Here is a 17,965-nt window from a genome sequence, read left to right on the forward strand (position 1 = left end):
GGGCGGCGTCCGGTTCCATGCCGGGGCGAGGAGGACGGGCCATGGTGCAGAAGGCCAAGATCCTCCTGGTCGATGACCGGCCGGAGAATCTGCTGGCGCTGGAGGCGATCCTCTCTGCGCTCGATCAGACACTGGTGCGGGCATCGTCCGGGGAGGAAGCGCTCAAAGCACTGCTCACGGACGATTTCGCGGTGATTCTGCTCGATGTGCAGATGCCGGGGATGGACGGTTTCGAGACCGCCGCACACATCAAGCGGCGGGAGCGCACCCGCGACATCCCGATCATCTTCCTCACGGCCATCAACCACGGCCCGCACCACACCTTCCGCGGTTACGCGGCAGGCGCGGTGGACTACATCTCCAAGCCGTTCGACCCGTGGGTGCTGCGCGCCAAGGTCTCGGTGTTCGTCGAGCTCTACATGAAGAACTGCCAACTGCGGGAGCAGGCCTCCCTGCTGAGGCTGCAGCTGGAGGGCGGCCGGCCGAGCGCCGACGAGGCGAAGGAGTCGGCGGGGCTGCTCGCGGAGCTCTCCGCGCGGCTGGCCGCGGTCGAGGAACAGGCCGAGGCGCTGTCCAAGCAGCTGGACGAGACGGCGGACGCGGCGGCGGTGGCCACCGCGGCGCATCTGGAGCGCAAACTGACCGGTCTGCGCAGGGCGCTGGACGCCCTGGAGCCGGGGGCGGGCAGCGTCGCGGGGTGATTGACGCCCCTTCATGAGACGGGCGCGCGACACGTTCGGGTGAAGCGCCGTGCGCTCGTATCATGCCCGTGTTCGCCTGTAATCTCGTCGCCATGGCCTCACGTACGTCCGGCAAGGGAACCCAGAGTTCGGCGGGCCCCTCGAAGCAGCGCGCCGGACGGACCGCGGGCGCCGCCAAGAAGACCGCTGCGAAGAAGTCGCCCGCGAAGCCGCCGGCGAAGAAGACCGCCGCGAAGAAGGCTCCGGCCAAAAGAGCGCCCGCCAAGAAGTCCGCGGCCAAGCCGGCGCCGTCACCCACCGGCGGTATCTACCGCCTCGCCCGTGCCTGCTGGCTGGGCCTCGCGCACACCATCGGGGCGATGTTCCGCGGCATGGGCCGCGGCGCGAAGAACCTCGACCCGGCGCACCGCAAGGACGGGCTGGCGCTGCTGCTGCTCGGGCTGGCGCTGGTCATCGCGGCCGGAACCTGGTCCAACCTCAGCGGTCCGGTCGGCGATCTCGTCGAACTGCTGGTGACCGGTGCGTTCGGCCGGCTCGACCTGGTCGTGCCGATACTGCTCGCCGGCATCGCCCTCCGTCTCATCCGCTATCCCGAGCGGCCGGAGGCCAACGGCCGGATCGTCATCGGGCTGTCCGCGCTGGTCGTCGGCGTCCTGGGGCAGGTCGCGATGGCCTGCGGATCGCCGGGCCGGGACGACGGCCTGGCCGCCATACAGGACGCCGGCGGCTATCTCGGGTGGGTGGCGTCCAAGCCGCTGATCTTCACCGTCGGACAGACCCTGGCTGTGGCGCTGCTGGCGCTGCTGACCCTCTTCGGGCTGCTGGTCGTCACCGCGACGCCGGTGAACGCCATCCCGCAGCGGCTGCGTGCACTCGGCATCAGGCTGGGCGTGGTGCACCCGGCGGACGCCGAGGCGGACGGCTACGAGGCCGGGGAGTACGAGGACTACGCCGACGAGTGGCGCGAGCAGCCGGCGCGCGGAGGGCGCCGCGGCGGCCCCGCGGCGGCCGCATCCGACCCGGACGCAATAGAGGAAGCGGCCCTGGCCAAGCGGCGCCGTCCGCGCCGGGCCTCCGCCCAGCCCGCCGAGGACCGGCCGATGGACGCGGTGGATGTCGCCGCCGCGGCCGCCGCGGCGCTGGACGGCGCGGTGCTGCACGGTGTCCAGCCCTCACCGCTCGTCGCCGGCCTCAGCAGCAGCGTCTCCGGGGAGATCCGCGGCCGGGACGGCGAGGACACCGCGGGGGAGAGCGGGACGGTGCCGCCGGCCCGCGGTGCGGCACCGAAGGCAGCCGCGACCGAGGACACGCCCGCGGTCCCGGACTTCACCAAGGCCCCGCCCGAGCCGTCCGGCGCGCTGCCGGCGCGCGCCGAGCAGCTCCAGCTGGCCGGTGACATCACGTATTCGCTGCCCTCGCTGGACCTGCTCGCGCGCGGCGGCCCCGGCAAGACCCGCAGCGCCGCGAACGACGCCATAGTGACCTCGCTGACGACCGTCTTCCAGGAGTTCAAGGTCGACGCCGCGGTCACCGGCTTCACCCGTGGCCCGACGGTCACCCGCTACGAGGTCGAGCTCGGCCCGGCCGTCAAGGTCGAGAAGATCACCGCGCTGGCCAAGAACATCGCCTACGCCGTGGCCAGCCCCGACGTCCGCATCATCAGCCCGATCCCCGGCAAGTCCGCGGTCGGCATCGAGATCCCCAACACCGACCGCGAGATGGTCAACCTCGGCGATGTGCTGCGGCTGGCCGACGCCGCGGGCGACGAGCATCCGATGCTGGTGGCGCTCGGCAAGGACGTCGAGGGCGGCTACGTCATGGCCAACATGACGAAGATGCCGCACGTCCTGGTGGCCGGCGCCACCGGTTCCGGCAAGTCCTCCTGCATCAACTGCCTGATCACCTCGGTGATGGTGCGGGCCACGCCGGAGGACGTCCGGATGGTGCTGGTCGATCCCAAGCGCGTCGAGCTGACCGCGTACGAGGGCATCCCGCATCTGATCACGCCGATCATCACCAACCCGAAGCGTGCCGCCGAGGCGCTGCAGTGGGTGGTGCGCGAGATGGACCTGCGCTACGACGATCTCGCGGCCTACGGCTTCCGGCACATCGACGACTTCAACGAGGCGGTGCGCCGCGGCAAGGTCAGCTCGCCCGAGGGCAGTGAGCGCGAGCTGGCGCCGTACCCGTATCTGCTGGTCATCGTCGACGAGCTGGCGGACCTGATGATGGTCGCGCCGCGCGATGTGGAGGACTCGATCGTCCGCATCACCCAGCTCGCCCGGGCGGCCGGTATCCATCTGGTGCTCGCCACCCAGCGCCCGTCCGTCGACGTCGTGACCGGCCTGATCAAGGCCAATGTGCCCTCCCGGCTCGCCTTCGCCACCTCCTCGCTCGCCGACAGCCGGGTCATCCTCGACCAGCCGGGCGCCGAGAAGCTGATCGGCAAGGGCGACGGGCTGTTCCTGCCGATGGGTGCCAACAAGCCGGTCCGTATGCAGGGCGCGTTCGTGACCGAGGAGGAGGTCGCGGCCGTCGTCCAGCACTGCAAGGATCAGATGGCGCCCGTCTTCCGCGACGACGTCACCGTCGGCACGGCGAAGAAGAAGGAGATCGACGAGGACATCGGCGATGACCTCGATCTGCTGTGTCAGGCCGCTGAGCTGGTGGTTTCCACCCAATTCGGGTCGACGTCGATGCTTCAGCGCAAGCTGCGGGTGGGGTTCGCCAAGGCCGGGCGGCTGATGGACCTGATGGAGTCGCGGAACATCGTCGGGCCCAGCGAGGGGTCCAAGGCGCGCGACGTCCTGGTGAAGCCCGACGAATTGGACGGAGTGCTGGCGGTGATCCGTGGGGAGGCTACCCAGTAGCACAGATATCCGGGTCACGCGCACGGGAGCAGAAGGCAACCGTTTCTCCTGCCAAGACGTCAAGTTGAGGGAGATGAGGGAACGATGCTTCACCACCGAGCCCCATGGCACCGCCGATGGCGTTCCGATGGCGTACAAACTCCGCTCTCCCGCTTGCCCGACCCTTTCGCTCCACCCCTAGACTGAACTTCCAGCAGGTGGCTACACGCTCGAAAGGCGCCCCCGTGTCCATCGGCAACTCCCCCGAAGCAGACCGGCCTTCCGTCGGTGCTGCCCTCCAGAAGGCCCGTATCGGAGCGGGACTGACCGTCGAAGAGGTCAGTACGACGACACGGGTGCGCATCCCTCTCGTGCAGGCGATCGAGCAGGACGACTTCTCCCGCTGTGGCGGCGACGTCTACGCCCGGGGGCACATCCGGGCGCTCGCCCGCGCCGTGTCCCTCGACTCCCGCCCGCTGATCGACCAGTTCGATGCCGAGCATGGCGGCCGGCCCGCGCCGACCGCCGCCGCGCCGCTCTTCGAAGCCGAGCGGATCCGTTCCGAGCCGCGCCGTCCCAACTGGACCGCGGCGATGGTCGCGGCGATCGTCGCGGTGGTCGGCTTTGCCGGCTTCACGCTCTTCACGGGCGGCGACAAGAGCAACGGCGGCTCGATCGCGGCCGGTGACAACGCCAAGCCGGCGCCCGCACCCACCCGCCATCCGTCGACGATCAAGCCGCCCCTCAAGCCCGACCACCCCGAGCCCTCCGACAGCGCCGTCGCCGGACTGCCGAAGGACAAGGTCACGATCAAGGTCACCGCCCGCGACGGCCAGAGCTGGATCTCCGCCAAGGACGCCAACGGCAAGCTCCTGGAGGACGGACTGCTCAAGAAGGGCGAGTCCAAGACCATCACCGACAAGGAACGCATCGACCTGGTCCTCGGCAACGCCGGAGCCGTACAGCTGTACGTCAACGGCAAGGAGGTCAAGGAGATCGGCCACAAGGGCACGGTGGAGCGGCTGAGCTACACGCCGGGCGATCCCCAGGCGGGCTGAGCGCCCGTCCCGAGCGACCTCCGCCGCCGCTTCCGGGCACCCGGGAGCGGCGGCGGAGACCTGCGCGCCAAGGGGGCACCCGGGACGAAGTAGGCTGAGCCCCATGCCCGAACGCCGTACCGTCGCCCTTGTCACCCTTGGCTGCGCCCGTAACGAGGTGGACTCGGAGGAGCTCGCAGGCCGCCTGGCAGCGGACGGCTGGGAGCTCGTCGAGGAAGCCGCCGATGCCGATGTCGCCGTCGTCAACACCTGTGGGTTCGTCGAGGCCGCCAAGAAGGACTCCGTCGATGCCCTGCTGGAAGCCAACGATCTGAAGGATCATGGCAGAACCCAGGCCGTGGTGGCCGTCGGCTGCATGGCCGAGCGCTACGGCAAGGAGCTCGCCGAGGCGCTGCCCGAGGCCGACGGTGTGCTGGGCTTCGACGACTACGGCGATATCTCCGGCCGTCTGCAGACCATCCTGAGCGGCGGCATCCACGCCTCGCACACCCCGCGCGACCGCCGCAAGCTGCTGCCGATCAGCCCGGCCGAGCGCCAGGGCTCAGCCGGGGTCGCGCTGCCCGGCCACGCCCAGACCGGCTCCGACGAGCCGGCTCCGCCCGAGGACCTGCCGGAGGGCGTCGCACCGGCCTCCGGGCCGCGGGCGCCGCTGCGCCGCCGGCTCGGCAGCAGCCCGGTGGCCTCGGTGAAGCTGGCCTCCGGCTGCGACCGGCGCTGCTCGTTCTGCGCCATCCCGTCCTTCCGCGGCTCCTTCATCTCCCGACGGCCCTCCGACGTGCTCGGAGAGACGCGCTGGCTGGCCGGTCAGGGCGTCAAGGAGATCATGCTGGTCTCCGAGAACAACACGTCCTACGGCAAGGACCTCGGCGACATCCGCCTGCTGGAGACGCTGCTGCCGGAGCTGGCGGCCGTCGAGGGCATCGAGCGGATCCGGGTCAGCTATCTCCAGCCGGCCGAGATGCGGCCCGGCCTGATCGACGTGCTGACCGGCACCGACAAGGTGGCGCCCTACTTCGATCTGTCCTTCCAGCACTCGGCGCCCGGCGTGCTGCGCGCGATGCGGCGCTTCGGCGACACCGACCGCTTCCTGGACCTGCTCGCGCAGATCCGTACGAAGGCGCCGCAGGCCGGCGCCCGCTCCAACTTCATCGTCGGCTTCCCCGGGGAGAGCGAGAGCGACCTCGCGGAGCTGGAGCGCTTCATCACCGAGGCCCGGCTCGATGCCATCGGCGTCTTCGGCTACTCCGACGAGGACGGCACCGAGGCCGCCTCGTACGAGGACAAGGTCGACCCGGACGTGGTCGCCGAGCGGCTGGCGCGGGTGTCGCGGCTGGCCGAGGAGCTGACGGCACAGCGTGCCGAGGAGCGGGTCGGCGAGACGCTGCGGGTGCTGGTCGACCGGACCGACGACGAGGACGGCATCGTCGGGCGGGCCGCGCACCAGGCCCCGGAAACCGACGGCGTCACCCTGCTGTCGACCGACCAGGAGCTGGAGCCCGGTCGTATGGTCGAAGCAAAGGTGGTGGCGAGCGAGGGGGTCGACCTCGTCGCGGAGGTGCTGTCGGTGGAGGGCGCGGGGTGTATCGAGGAGGCGGCCAGATGAGCGGAATCCCGGCTTCCGCGGCGAGTGGCCCGCGTCCGGCGCCGGTCGTCCGGCAGGCCGGGCTGTGGAACATCGCCAATGTGCTGACGATGCTGCGGCTGGTGCTGGTCCCGGCCTTCGTGGTGCTGCTGATGCACGACAACGGCACCGATCCCGTCTGGCGCGTCTTCGCCTGGGCCGCCTTCGCCGTCGCCATGATCACCGACATCTTCGACGGGCATCTGGCGCGTGCGTACAACCTGGTCACCGACTTCGGCAAGATCGCCGACCCGATCGCGGACAAGGCGATCATGGGTGCCGCGCTGATCTGTCTGTCGGTGCTGGGTGATCTGCCGTGGTGGGTGACCGGGGTGATCCTCTTCCGGGAGCTCGGGATCACGCTGATGCGGTTCTGGGTGATCAAGCACGGGGTCATTCCGGCCAGTCGTGGCGGCAAAATCAAGACATTGGCGCAGGGCACCGCGGTCGGGATGTACGTCCTGGTGCTGACCGGTCCGCTGGCGACCTTCCGCTGGTGGGTGATGGCGGTGGCCGTGCTGCTGACCGTCGCCACCGGGCTCGACTACGTCCGGCAGGCCGTGGTGCTGCGCCGGGCCGGCCTGGCCGCGGAGCGGGCCCGCCCGACCGAGAGGGACTCGGCCCGGTGAACGGGCCGGGCTCTGCCGCGGCCGGGGCGCTGGAGCTGCTCGCCGGGCGGGGGCAGAGCCTGGCGGTGGCCGAATCGCTGACCGGCGGCCTGGTGGCGGGCGCCCTGACCGCCGTCCCCGGGGCCTCGCGGGTCCTCCGGGGCTCGATCACGGCATACGCCACCGATCTCAAGCAGGAGCTGCTGGGCGTGGACGGTGCCCTGCTGGCCGCGCGCGGGGCCGTGGACGGCGAGGTCGCGCGGCAGATGGCGAGCGGTGTGCGGCGGGTGCTGGGTGCCGACTGGGGCATCGCCACCACGGGCGTGGCCGGGCCCGATCCGCAGGACGGACATCCGGTGGGCACCGTTTTCGTGGCGGTCCGGGGGCCGGAGGGGCCCGGGGAGGTGCGCCGGCTGGCGCTGGCGGGGGACCGCGACCGGATCCGAGAGGACACCATCCGGGCCGTGCTCGCACTGTTGTTGAGCGAACTTGCAGAAAATGGGCGGGCACAGGATACGGAACAACACGGGGGGAATGGATGTTTGCAGCCCTGAGTGAACACGTACTTGCGCCCGGCACTGGTACCGCCCGAGGCGGTACGGTGGGGCGAGAAGGATCCGGATCCGAGGTCCGAGGAGGGAGCCAGCGATGATTCTGCTTCGTCGCCTGCTGGGTGACGTGCTGCGCCGACAGCGTCAGCGCCAGGGCCGAACCCTGCGCGAGGTCTCTTCCTCCGCCCGGGTATCGCTCGGCTATTTGTCCGAGGTGGAGAGGGGGCAGAAGGAGGCCTCCTCCGAGCTGCTCTCGTCGATCTGTGACGCGCTGGATGTGCGCATGTCCGAGCTCATGCGGGAGGTCAGCGACGAGCTTGCGCTCGCCGAGCTGGCAGCGTCCGCGGCCGCAAGCGACACGGTGCCCGCACCGGTACGGCCGAAGCTCAATTCGGTGTCCGTCACGTCCCTGGCCGGTGTGCCCGAGGACCGCGTGACCATCAAGTCCCCGGCCGACGTCGTGGATGTCGTCGCGGCCTGACACCCCTGTTCGTACGCATCGAAGCCCCGGCGGGCAGCACCCGGCCGGGGCTTTGTGCTGCCTGCTGGGGCGCGGGCAGCGGTGCCCGCAGGAGCGTCCGGCCGGACTGCGGGGCCGCTCCTCACGGGCGATTCATTTGTACGATGACAAAACGGATAAATCGCCCGAACAGGAGTATCTGGATGTCTGTGGTCAAGAGCACACTGTCCGACGAAGGCCGCGGCATCGTCGGCCACGCCCTCCAGGGCGCGCTGGTCGATCTGGTGGACCTGTCCCTCGTGGCGAAGCAGGTGCACTGGAACGTCGTCGGTCCGCGCTTCCGTTCCGTACACCTCCAGCTCGACGACGTGGTCGCCAGCGCGCGGGCGCACGCCGACACGGTGGCCGAGCGGGCGTCCGCGATCGGGGTGCCCCCCGACGGGCGGGCCGCCACCGTCGCCAAGACCAGCGGCATCCGTGAGATCGGGGACGGCTGGATCAAGGACGGCGACGTCGTGCGGGCGATGGTGGAGGCGCTGTCCGCGGTCATCGGCCGGATGCGGGAGCGGATCGTCGCGACCGCGGACCCGGACCCGGTCAGCCAGGACATCCTCATCGGTCTGACCGGTGACCTGGAGAAGCACCACTGGATGTTCCAGGCCGAGGCCCACTGACGGAGCGCGGCGCCCGCCGAGGGGCCGCCCGGGGCCCTGTCCGTCGAGCTCGCGGCGCCGTGCCCTCCGGGTGTGCGAGACCGTCCACGCGCCGGGAATGCCCCGGTGCGCCCTCCCGCCGGGCGGCGGGTCCCGTCTAGCGTCGGCCGGAGGAGGCAGCCATGGGGTGGCGTGACGTCACGGCCCGCGGGCGGGCCGGCCGGCACCCGCGGGCCGTACCGGGGCGATGGATATCCGCGGCCGCCCTCGGGGGCGTGTGGTGGTGGGCCGCGGCCCGGCTGGTGCTGTGGCCGCAGTCGGCGGGGGTGGTCGAAGGAGCCGTCGTCGTGGGCGGCTGGGGGCTCAGCCTGCTGCCGGTGCACTGCGTTCCGTGGACGGAGCGGGGGGACGGGATCTGCCGCCGGGTTCTGGAGCGAGTGGCTCGGGGGGTTCGGGGGCGGGAGACGTTGACCAGAGCATGGCGACGCCGTCGTTCGGGCGGAGAGTCCGGCCGGATGTGAAGGGCGGGGCGGCGGAGGCCGGGTACGGCATGGCGGGTGCGAGGTCTGCCCGGCACGGCGGGTGTGAGATCTGTGTGCGGGGTCAGTCGGTGGCGTGGTCGCCCGGTGGGTCGGGCTGGCAGGTGGGGCACCAGTAGGTGACGCGTTCCTCGGTGGTGGGGTCCTGGGCGGCGGTGCGGACCGACGTTCCGCAGCGCAGGCAGGGGCGGCCGGCCCGGCCGTAGACCCACAGCCGGCGATCGGGGCGGGCGCTGGGGGTGGTGGTGCGGGCGGGGCGGCGCTTGTTGGCGTCGAACAGTTTCTTGGCGAGGGTGGGCACGCGCTCGGGGTGGGCCAGCTGCCCCATCGGCAGCCAGGGGGAGGCGCGCAGCAGAAAGCACAGCTCGCACTTGTAGACATTGCCGATGCCGGCGAGATTGCGCTGGTCGAGCAGGGCCTCGCCGAGCGGCCGTGCCGGATCGCAGAACAGCCGGCGCAGGGCCTCGGCGGGGTCCCAGTCGGGGCCGAGGAGGTCGGGTCCCAGATGGCCGACGACCCGTGGCTCCTCGGCCGTGCGCAGCAGATCGAGGACGGGCAGGCGGTAGCCGACGGCGGTGTGGTCCGCGGTGCCGAGGATCGCCCGGATCTGGTGGGCGGGGCCGCCGCGCCAGCGCTCCGCCGGGGCGTAGATCTTCCATGCGCCGTCCATCCGCAGATGGGAGTGGAGGGTGAGGCCGCCCTCGAAGCGGGTGAGGAGGTGCTTGCCGCGCGGGACGACGTCCAGCACCCGGCGGCCGGTCAGGTCCACCGTTGCGAGCTGCGGTACGCGCAGCTCGCAGCGGGTCAGCGGGCTGCCGGCCAGCGCTTCGTGCAGCCGCTGGGCCAGACGCCAGACGGTGTCGCCTTCGGGCATGCCCCCATCATGCCGGGAGGGTCGTGTGGGCGTGGGGGAGCGGGCGGTATCGCGGCGCCGCGCGCATCACCCCCGTAGGCGCAGGCCGCGCGGGGTGGGGTGGAAGCCGGCGGACTCCAGGATGGCGGCGAAGGGGGAGGTGAGGGCCGCGGTGCCGTTGATGCGTTCGGTGGTGATGGTGCCCAGGGCGCCGGCGCGGGCGGCGTCGGTGAGGGCCTCGACGGCGAGCTGGAGGCGCGGGTCGGTGGCGGCCCGGGCCGGGTCGTGGCCGAGCGGCCAGACCAGCAGGGTCTTGCCGCCGCGCTCCATGTAGAGCGTCAGCTCGCCGTCGACCAGGACGACCAGGGAGCCCGCCTTGCGGCCGGGCTTGTGGGTGGACCCTTCGGGCGGCTCGGGCCAGGGCAGGGCGGCGCCGTAGGCGTTGGCGGGGTCCGCGGCGGCCAGCAGGACGGCGCGCTGCGGGCCGCCGCGACGGGACGGCGCCGGGCCGCTGTCCGGCAGCGCCTCATCGGTGGTGCGCTCCCGCTGGGTGCTGACCGCGCGCAGCCGGTCCACCGCGCCGTCCATCGCGAACTGGGCGGCGCCCAGCCCCTCCACCACATAGCCGCGGCGGGCCTGACCGGACTCCTCGAAGGCGGCCAGTACGCGATAGGCGGCGGAGAAGCCGCCCTCGACCCCCTCGGCGGCGACCGCACCGCGGGTGACGATGCCATGGCGGTCCAGGAGCGCACGGGCCAGGGCGTGGGCGCGGTGCGTGGGGTCCGGTTCGGCGGTGGGCAGCAGCGACCAGCGGCCGCCCACGGTCGGCGGGCCGGACCGGGAGGCGGTGGGGCGGCCGCTGCGGCCCGCGCCCGCGGGATGCCCCCAGCGGCCCCGGGGGGTGGCGCGGCGGGCGCGATGGGCGGTGGAGCCGGCGGTCCGGCCCGAGCCGAGGAGGGCGCGCAGCGGGGCCAGGGTGTCGTTGGTCAGCCGGCCCGACCAGGCCAGCTCCCACAGCGCGTCGGCCAGTTGCGGGTCGGTGGCATCGGGGTGGGTGGTGGCGCGGACCTGGTCGGCGAGCTGACGGAAGAACAGGCCGTATCCGGGGGCGAGGGCGGTCAGCAACGACTCGTGCAGGGCGGACAGTTCCAGCGGGAGCGGCGGCGGGAGCAGTAGCGGGGCGGTGTCGGCCAGATGGAGGGAGAGCCAGCCGTCCTTCCCGGGGAGGGCGCCGGCGCCGGCCCACACCACCTCGCCGGTGGCGGTGAGTTCGTCCAGCAGAGCGGGGGTGTAGCCGCCGACGCGGGACGGGAGCACCAGCTTCTCCAGGGCGGACGCGGGCACCGGCGCGCCCTGGAGCTGCTCGATGGCGCGCGCCAGGCCGTCGATGCCGCGCAGACCGTGCGACGCGCCGCCGGGCACCGCCGGCGCGCCGCTCACCGGAGCCGGGCGCGGGGCGCCGACGTGCTGCCACTGGGGGAGGAAGGCGGCGAGCGCGGCGGGCGGCACCGGCTCCAGCTCCTCGCGCAGCGCGGCCAGCGAGCGGCGGCGCAGTCTGCGCAGCACCTGGACGTCGCACCACTCCTGGCCGATGCCCGCGGGATGGAACTCCCCCTGGACGACCCGGCCGGCGGCGGCGAGGCGGTGCAGCGCGCCGTCCGTGACGGCCGTGCCCAGGCCGAAGCGGGCGGCCGCCTGCTCGGAGGTGAACGGGCCGTGGGTACGGCCGTACCGGGACAGCAGATCGCCGAGCGGGTCCTTGACGGGTTCGGTGAACGACTCCGGGACGCCGACCGGCAGCGCCGTGCCCAGCGCGTCGCGGAGGCGGCCGGCGTCCTCGACGGCGGCCCAGTGGTCGGCGCCGGCGATCCGCACCCGCAGGGCGCGGCGGGCGGCGGCCAGCTCCCCGGCCCACGCCGGATCCGCGCCGCGCTCGGCCAGCTCGGCGTCGGTCAGCGGGCCCAGCAGCCGCAGCACATCGGCGACCCCCTCGACGTCCTTGACCCGCCGGTCCTCCGTGCGCCACTGCAGCTCGCGCTCCAGCTCGGCCAGCACCTCGGCATCCAGCAGCTCACGCAGCTCGGCCTGGCCCAGCAGCTCGGCGAGCAGCCGGGAGTCCAGGGAGAGCGCGGCGGCGCGGCGCTCGGCGAGCGGCGAATCGCCCTCGTACAGGAACTGGGCGACATAGCCGAACAGCAGCGAGCGGGCGAACGGGGACGGCTCGGGGGTGGTGACCTCCACCAGGCGGACCCGGCGGGCCTCGAGGTCGCGCATCAGCTCCGTCAGGCCCGGTACGTCGAAGACGTCCTGGAGGCATTCCCGAACGGCTTCCAGCACGATCGGGAACGACCCGAACTCGCTCGCCACCTGGAGGAGTTGGGCGGCCCGCTGACGCTGCTGCCACAGCGGGGTGCGCTTGCCGGGGCTGCGCCGCGGCAGCAGCAGGGCCCGGGCCGCGCACTCCCGGAAACGGGAGGCGAACAGCGCGGACCCGCCGACCTGGTCGGTGACGAGCTGGTCGACCTCGCCGTGGTCGAAGGCGACATCGGCGGCCCCCACCGGGGACTGTTCCGGGTCGTACTCCGTGCCGCGGGCGCGCAGGCCCGGGTCGGCGGCCGGGTCGAAACCGGGGTCGCCGTCGAGGAGGTCGAGGCCCATCAGATCGGCATCGGGCAGCCGCAGCACGATGCCGTCGTCGGCGTGCATCACCTGGGCGTCCATGCCGTAGCGCTCGGCGAGGCGGGCGCCCAGCGCCAGCGCCCAGGGGGCGTGCACCTGCGCGCCGAACGGGGAGTGGATGACCACCCGCCAGTCGCCCAGCTCGTCGCGGAACCGCTCCACGACGATCGTGCGGTCATCGGGGACATGGCCGCAGGCCTGCTTCTGCTCGGCGAGATAGCTCAGCACATTGGACACCGCCCAGTCGTCCAGCCCGGCGGCGGACAGCCGGGCCCCGGCCTCCTCGGGGCCGAGCGAGCCGACCTCACGGAGGAACGCGCCGAGCGCCCGGCCCAGTTCGAGGGGGCGGCCGAGCTGGTCGCCCTTCCAGAACGGCAGCCGTCCCGGCACCCCGGGGGCGGGGGTGACCAGCACCCGGTCACGGGTGATGTCCTCGATGCGCCAGGACGTCGTGCCGAGCGTGAAGACATCGCCGACGCGGGACTCGTAGACCATCTCCTCGTCGAGCTCTCCGACGCGTCGCCCACCCCCCTTACCGGACTCGCTGCCCGCCAGGAACACCCCGAACAGGCCGCGGTCGGGGATCGTGCCGCCGGAGGTGACGGCCAGCCGCTGGGCTCCGGGGCGGCCCGTGACGGTCTGGGCGATGCGGTCCCACACCAGACGCGGCCGCAGTTCGGCGAAGGCATCCGAGGGATACCTGCCGGCGAGCATGTCCAGTACGGCCGTGAACGCCGACTCGGGGAGCGCGGCGAACGGGGCCGCCCGCCGGACGACGGTCAGCAGCTCCTCGACGTCCCAGGTGTCCATCGCGGTCATGGCGACGAGCTGCTGGGCGAGCACGTCCAGCGGGTTGGCCGGCAGCCGCAGCGCCTCGATGGCACCCGAGCGCATCCGCTCGGTGACCACGGCCGCCTGCACCAGGTCGCCGCGGTACTTGGGGAAGACGATGCCCGTCGAGACCGCGCCGACCTGATGCCCGGCCCGGCCGACGCGCTGCAGGCCGGACGCCACCGACGGCGGCGACTCCACCTGGACGACCAGATCGACCGCGCCCATGTCGATGCCCAGCTCCAGGCTGGATGTGGCGACCACGGCCGGCAGTCGGCCGGCCTTCAGATCCTCCTCCACCTGGGCGCGTTGCTCCTTGGACACCGAGCCGTGGTGGGCCCGGGCCAGCACGGGCGGCGCACCCTTGGCGGCGCCGGCCTCCGCCATCAGCTCCGCGGGGGAGTGGTGCTCGGGCAGGGCCTCTCCCGTCGCCCGCTCGTAGGCGATCTCGTTGAGGCGGTTGCACAACCGCTCCGCCAGGCGGCGGGAGTTGGCGAAGACGATCGTCGAGCGGTGGGCCTGGACGAGATCGGCGATCTTCTCCTCGACCTGCGGCCAGATGGACGGCTTCTCGCCGGTCTCGCCCTCCTGGACCGGTGAGCCGCCCAGTTCGCCCATGTCCTCCACCGGGACGACCACCGAGAGGTCGAAACGCTTCCCGGACGGCGGCTGCACGATCTCCACCCGGCGCCGCGGCGACAGATAGCGGGCCACCTCCTCCACCGGGCGCACCGTCGCCGACAGCCCGATCCGCCGCGCCGGGCGGTCCAGCTGCTCGTCCAGCCGCTCCAGGGACAGCGCCAGATGCGCGCCGCGCTTCGTGCCGGCGACGGCATGCACCTCGTCCACGATCACCGTCTCGACGCCCGCCAGCGCCTCCCGGGCCGAGGACGTCAGCATCAGGAACAGCGACTCGGGAGTCGTGATGAGGATGTCCGGCGGGCGGTTGGCGAGCGACCGGCGCTCGGCGGGCGGGGTGTCCCCGGAGCGGATGCCGACCGTGATGTCCGGCTCCGGCAGCCCCAGACGGACCGACTCCTGGCGGATGCCCGTCAGCGGACTGCGCAGATTGCGCTCGACATCGACAGCCAGCGCCTTCAGCGGCGAGACATACAGCACCCGGCAGCGCTTCTTCGGCTCGGCGGGCGGCGGGGTGCTCGCCAGTGCGTCCAGGGAGGCGAGGAAGGCGGCGAGCGTCTTGCCGGACCCCGTCGGTGCCACCACGAGGACGTCACTGCCCGCGCCGATCGCCTGCCAGGCACCTTCCTGCGCGGCGGTGGGCGCGCTGAACGCCCCGGCGAACCAACCGCGGGTCGCGGGCGAGAACGAGTCGAGCGCTGCCTGGGCCATGTCCCCCATCGTGCACCGGACCACTGACAACGCGGTCCGTCCCCGCTGCCACCTGTGCGTTCCCCGGCCGCCGAGGCCGCCCGCCGCCCGGCCGTCCACACCTCGGACGTGCAGACCGGCGGCCACGGGCCGGACGCAGAATGGCGGCATGGTCATGGTCAGCGGGGAGGGTGCGGCCGGCGGCCCCGGCGCGGACGCCACGCCGCGGGCCCGCGGCGAATGGGCGCGTCACTGGCGGTACGCGGGCCTGCCCGGCCTCGACCTGCTGCGCGCCCGCTACGTCCGGCACTCCTTCCCCCGCCATGCCCACGACGGGTATGTCGTCTGCGCGGTCACCTCCGGTATCGAGGAGGTCGGGTTCCAGCACGGCACCGTCCGGGCCGGCCACGGCGGCATCATGATGATCAATCCGGAGGTTGCGCACACCGCGCGGGCGGGCGCCCCCGAGGGCTGGACCTACGCCACGCTCTACCCCTCCTCCGACGTCGTCGCCGAGATCGCTGCGGAGACCACGGGGCTGCGCGGCACCGCGGGATTCGACGAGACGGTCGCCGAGGACCCGCACCTCGGCCACATGATCACCGAGATCCACCGGGCCGCCGAGGCCGGCAATGCGCTCGCCGCCGACAGCCTGTTGCGGATCCTCGTCGCCCGGCTGCTGCGCCGCTACGGAGGCCCGCTCCCGATGCGCACCCCCCGGGGCGCCGGCGCCCGCACCGCCGCCCGCGCGCGGACCGTCCTGGAGGAGCGGATGGCCGACCCGCCCTCTCTGGAGCGGCTGGCCGAGGAGCTCGGGACCGGCCCGTTCGCGCTGCTGCGGGCCTTCCGGAGCACCTACGGGATGCCGCCGCACACCTGGCTCACCGATGCCCGGGTGCGCCGGGCCCGCCGGCTCCTGGAAGCGGGCAGCGCCCCCGCCGACGCGGCCGTCGCCGTCGGCTTCACCGATCAGCCCCACCTCAACCGGCACTTCACCCGGATCGTCGGGGTGCCCCCGGGCGCGTACCGCAGGGAGCGCGCGGCAGTGCCGGGCGGGACGGGGGCTGCCGGTGACGGGCAGCCCTGGGGCGCAAGAACGTACAAGACCGCCGAGGGCACAGGCTCCTAACGTCCGGGGCGTGACAGAACAGACAGAGATACGCACCGCGGGGCGGGCCGCAGGGCCGCCGGCCGTCTCCACGAAACCCGACTCCGCCGTCATCCGGGACGCGCTCGGAGTCGGCGTCGCCGTCGGTCTCTCCGGATTCGCCTTCGGTGTGACCTCGTCCGGCGCCGGGCTCAGCCTCCTGCAGACCTGCGCGCTCAGCCTGCTGGTGTTCACCGGGGCGTCCCAGCTCGCCCTGGTCGGCGCGCTCGCGGCGGGCGGGAATCCGCTCACCGCCGCGGCCGCCGCCCTCTTCCTGGGCGCGCGCAACGCCTTCTACGGGTTGCGGCTGTCCTCCGTCCTCGGCTACCGGGCGACGGTGAAACCCTTCGCCGCCCACTGGGTCCTCGACGAGACCTCCGCCGTCACCCTGGCCCAGCCCGACCGGCGCAGCGCCCGGCTGGGCTTCACGGTCACCGGGCTGACGCTGTACGTCCTGTGGAACCTCACCACCCTCGTCGGCGCCCTTGGTGCCGGAGCGCTCGGCGACACCGACAGCTGGGGGCTGGACGCGGCCGGCCCCGCGGTCTTTCTGGCGCTGCTCGCGCCCAGGCTCACGACCACCGTCGAGCGGCTCACGGCCGGCCTGGCCGTGGTGCTGGTCATGGTGACGCTGCCCTTGCTGCCCACCGGCGTACCGGTGCTGATCTCGGCGCTTGCCGCACCCGCCGTCCTCCTGGCGCGGGGACGAGGGGAGGGCACCAGGGAGGCGGACGGGACGGAGCGGCCCGGCACCGGCCCGGAGGGCACCGGGCCGCCGCCCGCGCCCCAGGACGGGGCCACGCAGATCCACCACACGTCTGGGGAGGACCGGGCATGAACGTCTGGCTCGCGATCGCCGTCACCGCCGTCGGCTGCTACCTGGTCAAGTACCTCGGTCTGGCGGCGCCCGCCGGCGTACTGGAGCGCCCGCTCGTCAAACGGCTGGCCGCCCTGCTGCCGGTGGCCCTGCTGGCCGCGCTCACCGCCCAGCAGACCTTCAGCGACGGCCGGTATCCGATGCTCGACGCCAAGGCCGCGGGGGTGGCCGCCGCGGCCCTCGCGCTCGTCCTGCGGGCGCCGTTCCTCCTGGTCGTAGGGGTCGCCGTGATCGTCACTGCGGGGGTGCGGGCCCTGGGAGGCTGAGCGCTCAGCCCAGGGGGCGCCCGTACGCCCGCAGGGTCAGCAGCGCCTTGAGCGTCACCATCGGGCGGCTCTCCAGAGCCGTCCCGGGCGCCCACACCCGCCAGTTGACCGGCCAGCCGCCGTCCTTCTCCTGGAGCGCGGCGAGGTGGTCCAGCGCCCGGTCCATCTCCCCGTCGGTGAACCAGCTGCGGGCCAGCGAGCCGGGGGCGGCGGCGAAGTCGTACGCCAGGTGATGTTCCCCGGGGGCATACCCCTGCGCCACCGGGACATCCGCGGCCCGCTCCGGGTCCAGCAGGACCAGCTGCTGCTCCCGTACGAGCCGGCCGAGGCGCTGCGCCGCGGCGGCCGCCCGCGGCCGGTCAGGGGCGCCGTCCAGGAACGCCATCGCCGCTTCGACCTCGTACGGATGGGTCTCCTCCAGCGACTCCACGGCCGCCCAGCAGTAGTCCGTGGCCCGGAACAGCCAGGCGTGCCACACCTCGTTGCGGTGCAGCACCCCCACTACGGGGCCGGTGGCCAGCAGTGCGCTCGGCGGATCGTCGACCACCGGGATCCAGGGCGCGGCCGGATAGCCGCGCAGTGAGGGGTGCAGCGCGGGCAGCGCGCCCTCGGGGGTGGAGATCTTCGTCAGATAGCGGCAGATCCGCTCCACCTGGCGGCCGTCGCAGCGGCCGATCAGATCGAGCACCTTCAGGGCGTGCGCGGTGTGCAGCGGCTGGCTGACCGGGCCGCGGAGATCGGGCTCCAGGGCGTGACCGAAGCCGTCGTCGTCATTGCGGTACGCGGCGAGCGCGGTCTCGACCGGGTCGGGCCCGCCGCCGAGGAAGTGGTACTCGAAGAGCCGTTGCTCGAGCACCCGGGCGGTCAGCCAGATGAAGCGCTCGGCGCGCGCCAGAGGGGTCGGAGGTGGGCTTACGTTGTCGGCCATGGCCTGACCGTAAGG

General features: G+C 73.0%; 15 protein-coding genes. 12 read left to right on the top strand and 3 right to left on the bottom strand.

What is annotated here, in order from left to right:
* Positions 1-41: 41 nt before the first annotated feature.
* The 9 genes from BKA18_RS26660 to BKA18_RS26700 all read left to right on the top strand — a co-directional run bounded on the left by BKA18_RS26660 (position 42) and on the right by BKA18_RS26700 (position 9,022).
* Positions 42-701, top strand: coding sequence for a response regulator (locus BKA18_RS26660; RefSeq protein ID WP_006602731.1), 660 nt, complete (start codon positions 42-44; stop codon positions 699-701).
* 92 nt (positions 702-793) lie between these two features.
* Positions 794-3,571, top strand: coding sequence for a DNA translocase FtsK (locus BKA18_RS26665; protein WP_366046804.1), 2,778 nt, complete (start codon positions 794-796; stop codon positions 3,569-3,571).
* Positions 3,572-3,795: 224 nt separating this feature from the next.
* Entirely contained in the window at positions 3,796-4,608 is an 813-nt protein-coding gene (locus tag BKA18_RS26670; protein ID WP_366046805.1) for a helix-turn-helix domain-containing protein, read from the top strand.
* 103 nt (positions 4,609-4,711) lie between these two features.
* On the top strand, positions 4,712-6,211 hold the full coding sequence (gene rimO, locus BKA18_RS26675) for a 30S ribosomal protein S12 methylthiotransferase RimO (protein ID WP_366046806.1): 1,500 nt from the start codon (positions 4,712-4,714) through the stop codon (positions 6,209-6,211).
* Complete coding sequence (gene pgsA, locus BKA18_RS26680) at positions 6,208-6,858, top strand: CDP-diacylglycerol--glycerol-3-phosphate 3-phosphatidyltransferase (protein ID WP_366046807.1); 651 nt, start codon at positions 6,208-6,210, stop codon at positions 6,856-6,858. The genes rimO and pgsA overlap by 4 nt, the downstream gene beginning before the upstream one ends.
* The gene (locus BKA18_RS26685; RefSeq protein ID WP_366046808.1) at positions 6,855-7,391 is read left to right on the top strand and encodes a CinA family protein; all 537 of its coding nucleotides are present in this window, start codon (positions 6,855-6,857) and stop codon (positions 7,389-7,391) included. Before pgsA ends, BKA18_RS26685 begins: the two co-directional genes overlap by 4 nt.
* A 94-nt stretch (positions 7,392-7,485) precedes the next feature.
* A complete protein-coding gene (locus BKA18_RS26690) occupies positions 7,486-7,869 on the top strand; it encodes a helix-turn-helix domain-containing protein (RefSeq protein ID WP_006602725.1) in 384 nt (127 codons plus the stop codon).
* A gap of 182 nt (positions 7,870-8,051) precedes the next feature.
* Positions 8,052-8,522 (top strand): Dps family protein, encoded by a 471-nt coding sequence (locus tag BKA18_RS26695; RefSeq protein ID WP_096212472.1) that lies wholly within the window; start codon positions 8,052-8,054, stop codon positions 8,520-8,522.
* Positions 8,523-8,683: 161 nt separating this feature from the next.
* Entirely contained in the window at positions 8,684-9,022 is a 339-nt protein-coding gene (locus BKA18_RS26700) for a hypothetical protein (RefSeq protein WP_366046809.1), read from the top strand.
* Between the two features lie 82 nt (positions 9,023-9,104).
* Here the strand turns inward: BKA18_RS26700 and BKA18_RS26705 are convergent, their stop codons facing one another.
* On the bottom strand, positions 9,105-9,914 hold the full coding sequence (locus BKA18_RS26705; protein WP_366046810.1) for an Fpg/Nei family DNA glycosylase: 810 nt from the start codon (positions 9,912-9,914) through the stop codon (positions 9,105-9,107).
* A 66-nt stretch (positions 9,915-9,980) separates the two neighbouring features.
* Positions 9,981-14,753: an Lhr family helicase gene (locus tag BKA18_RS26710; protein WP_366046811.1), complete on the bottom strand. Its 4,773-nt coding sequence runs from the start codon at positions 14,751-14,753 to the stop codon at positions 9,981-9,983.
* A 148-nt stretch (positions 14,754-14,901) separates the two neighbouring features.
* Here BKA18_RS26710 and BKA18_RS26715 point away from each other — a divergent pair, with 148 nt between their 5' ends.
* From BKA18_RS26715 to BKA18_RS26725, 3 genes are read left to right on the top strand one after another with little or no spacing between them, the layout of a single operon-like run.
* On the top strand, positions 14,902-15,861 hold the full coding sequence (locus BKA18_RS26715; protein ID WP_366046812.1) for an AraC family transcriptional regulator: 960 nt from the start codon (positions 14,902-14,904) through the stop codon (positions 15,859-15,861).
* Positions 15,862-15,871: 10 nt separating this feature from the next.
* Entirely contained in the window at positions 15,872-16,717 is an 846-nt protein-coding gene (locus BKA18_RS26720) for an AzlC family ABC transporter permease (protein ID WP_429638668.1), read from the top strand.
* Entirely contained in the window at positions 16,714-17,022 is a 309-nt protein-coding gene (locus BKA18_RS26725; protein ID WP_006602718.1) for an AzlD domain-containing protein, read from the top strand. The genes BKA18_RS26720 and BKA18_RS26725 overlap by 4 nt, the downstream gene beginning before the upstream one ends.
* Positions 17,023-17,026: 4 nt before the next feature.
* Here the strand turns inward: BKA18_RS26725 and BKA18_RS26730 are convergent, their stop codons facing one another.
* Positions 17,027-17,950, bottom strand: coding sequence for a hypothetical protein (locus BKA18_RS26730; RefSeq protein WP_366046813.1), 924 nt, complete (start codon positions 17,948-17,950; stop codon positions 17,027-17,029).
* Between the last annotated feature and the right edge of the window lie 15 nt (positions 17,951-17,965).

Source organism: Streptomyces auratus (genome assembly GCF_050433025.1).
Lineage (GTDB): Bacteria > Actinomycetota > Actinomycetes > Streptomycetales > Streptomycetaceae > Streptomyces > Streptomyces sioyaensis.

Excerpts from the sequence above, each read along its gene's own strand:
- BKA18_RS26705 (WP_366046810.1), bottom strand. The coding sequence starts at position 9,914 with ATGCCCGAAGGCGACACCGTCTGGCGTCTGGCCCAGCGGCTGCACGAA.
- rimO (WP_366046806.1), top strand. The coding sequence starts at position 4,712 with ATGCCCGAACGCCGTACCGTCGCCCTTGTCACCCTTGGCTGCGCCCGT.
- BKA18_RS26690 (WP_006602725.1), top strand. The coding sequence starts at position 7,486 with ATGATTCTGCTTCGTCGCCTGCTGGGTGACGTGCTGCGCCGACAGCGT.
- BKA18_RS26730 (WP_366046813.1), bottom strand. The coding sequence starts at position 17,950 with ATGGCCGACAACGTAAGCCCACCTCCGACCCCTCTGGCGCGCGCCGAG.
- BKA18_RS26695 (WP_096212472.1), top strand. The coding sequence starts at position 8,052 with ATGTCTGTGGTCAAGAGCACACTGTCCGACGAAGGCCGCGGCATCGTC.
- BKA18_RS26660 (WP_006602731.1), top strand. The coding sequence starts at position 42 with ATGGTGCAGAAGGCCAAGATCCTCCTGGTCGATGACCGGCCGGAGAAT.
- BKA18_RS26725 (WP_006602718.1), top strand. The coding sequence starts at position 16,714 with ATGAACGTCTGGCTCGCGATCGCCGTCACCGCCGTCGGCTGCTACCTG.
- BKA18_RS26665 (WP_366046804.1), top strand. The coding sequence starts at position 794 with ATGGCCTCACGTACGTCCGGCAAGGGAACCCAGAGTTCGGCGGGCCCC.
- BKA18_RS26710 (WP_366046811.1), bottom strand. The coding sequence starts at position 14,753 with ATGGCCCAGGCAGCGCTCGACTCGTTCTCGCCCGCGACCCGCGGTTGG.
- BKA18_RS26715 (WP_366046812.1), top strand. The coding sequence starts at position 14,902 with ATGGTCATGGTCAGCGGGGAGGGTGCGGCCGGCGGCCCCGGCGCGGAC.
- BKA18_RS26700 (WP_366046809.1), top strand. The coding sequence starts at position 8,684 with ATGGGGTGGCGTGACGTCACGGCCCGCGGGCGGGCCGGCCGGCACCCG.
- pgsA (WP_366046807.1), top strand. The coding sequence starts at position 6,208 with ATGAGCGGAATCCCGGCTTCCGCGGCGAGTGGCCCGCGTCCGGCGCCG.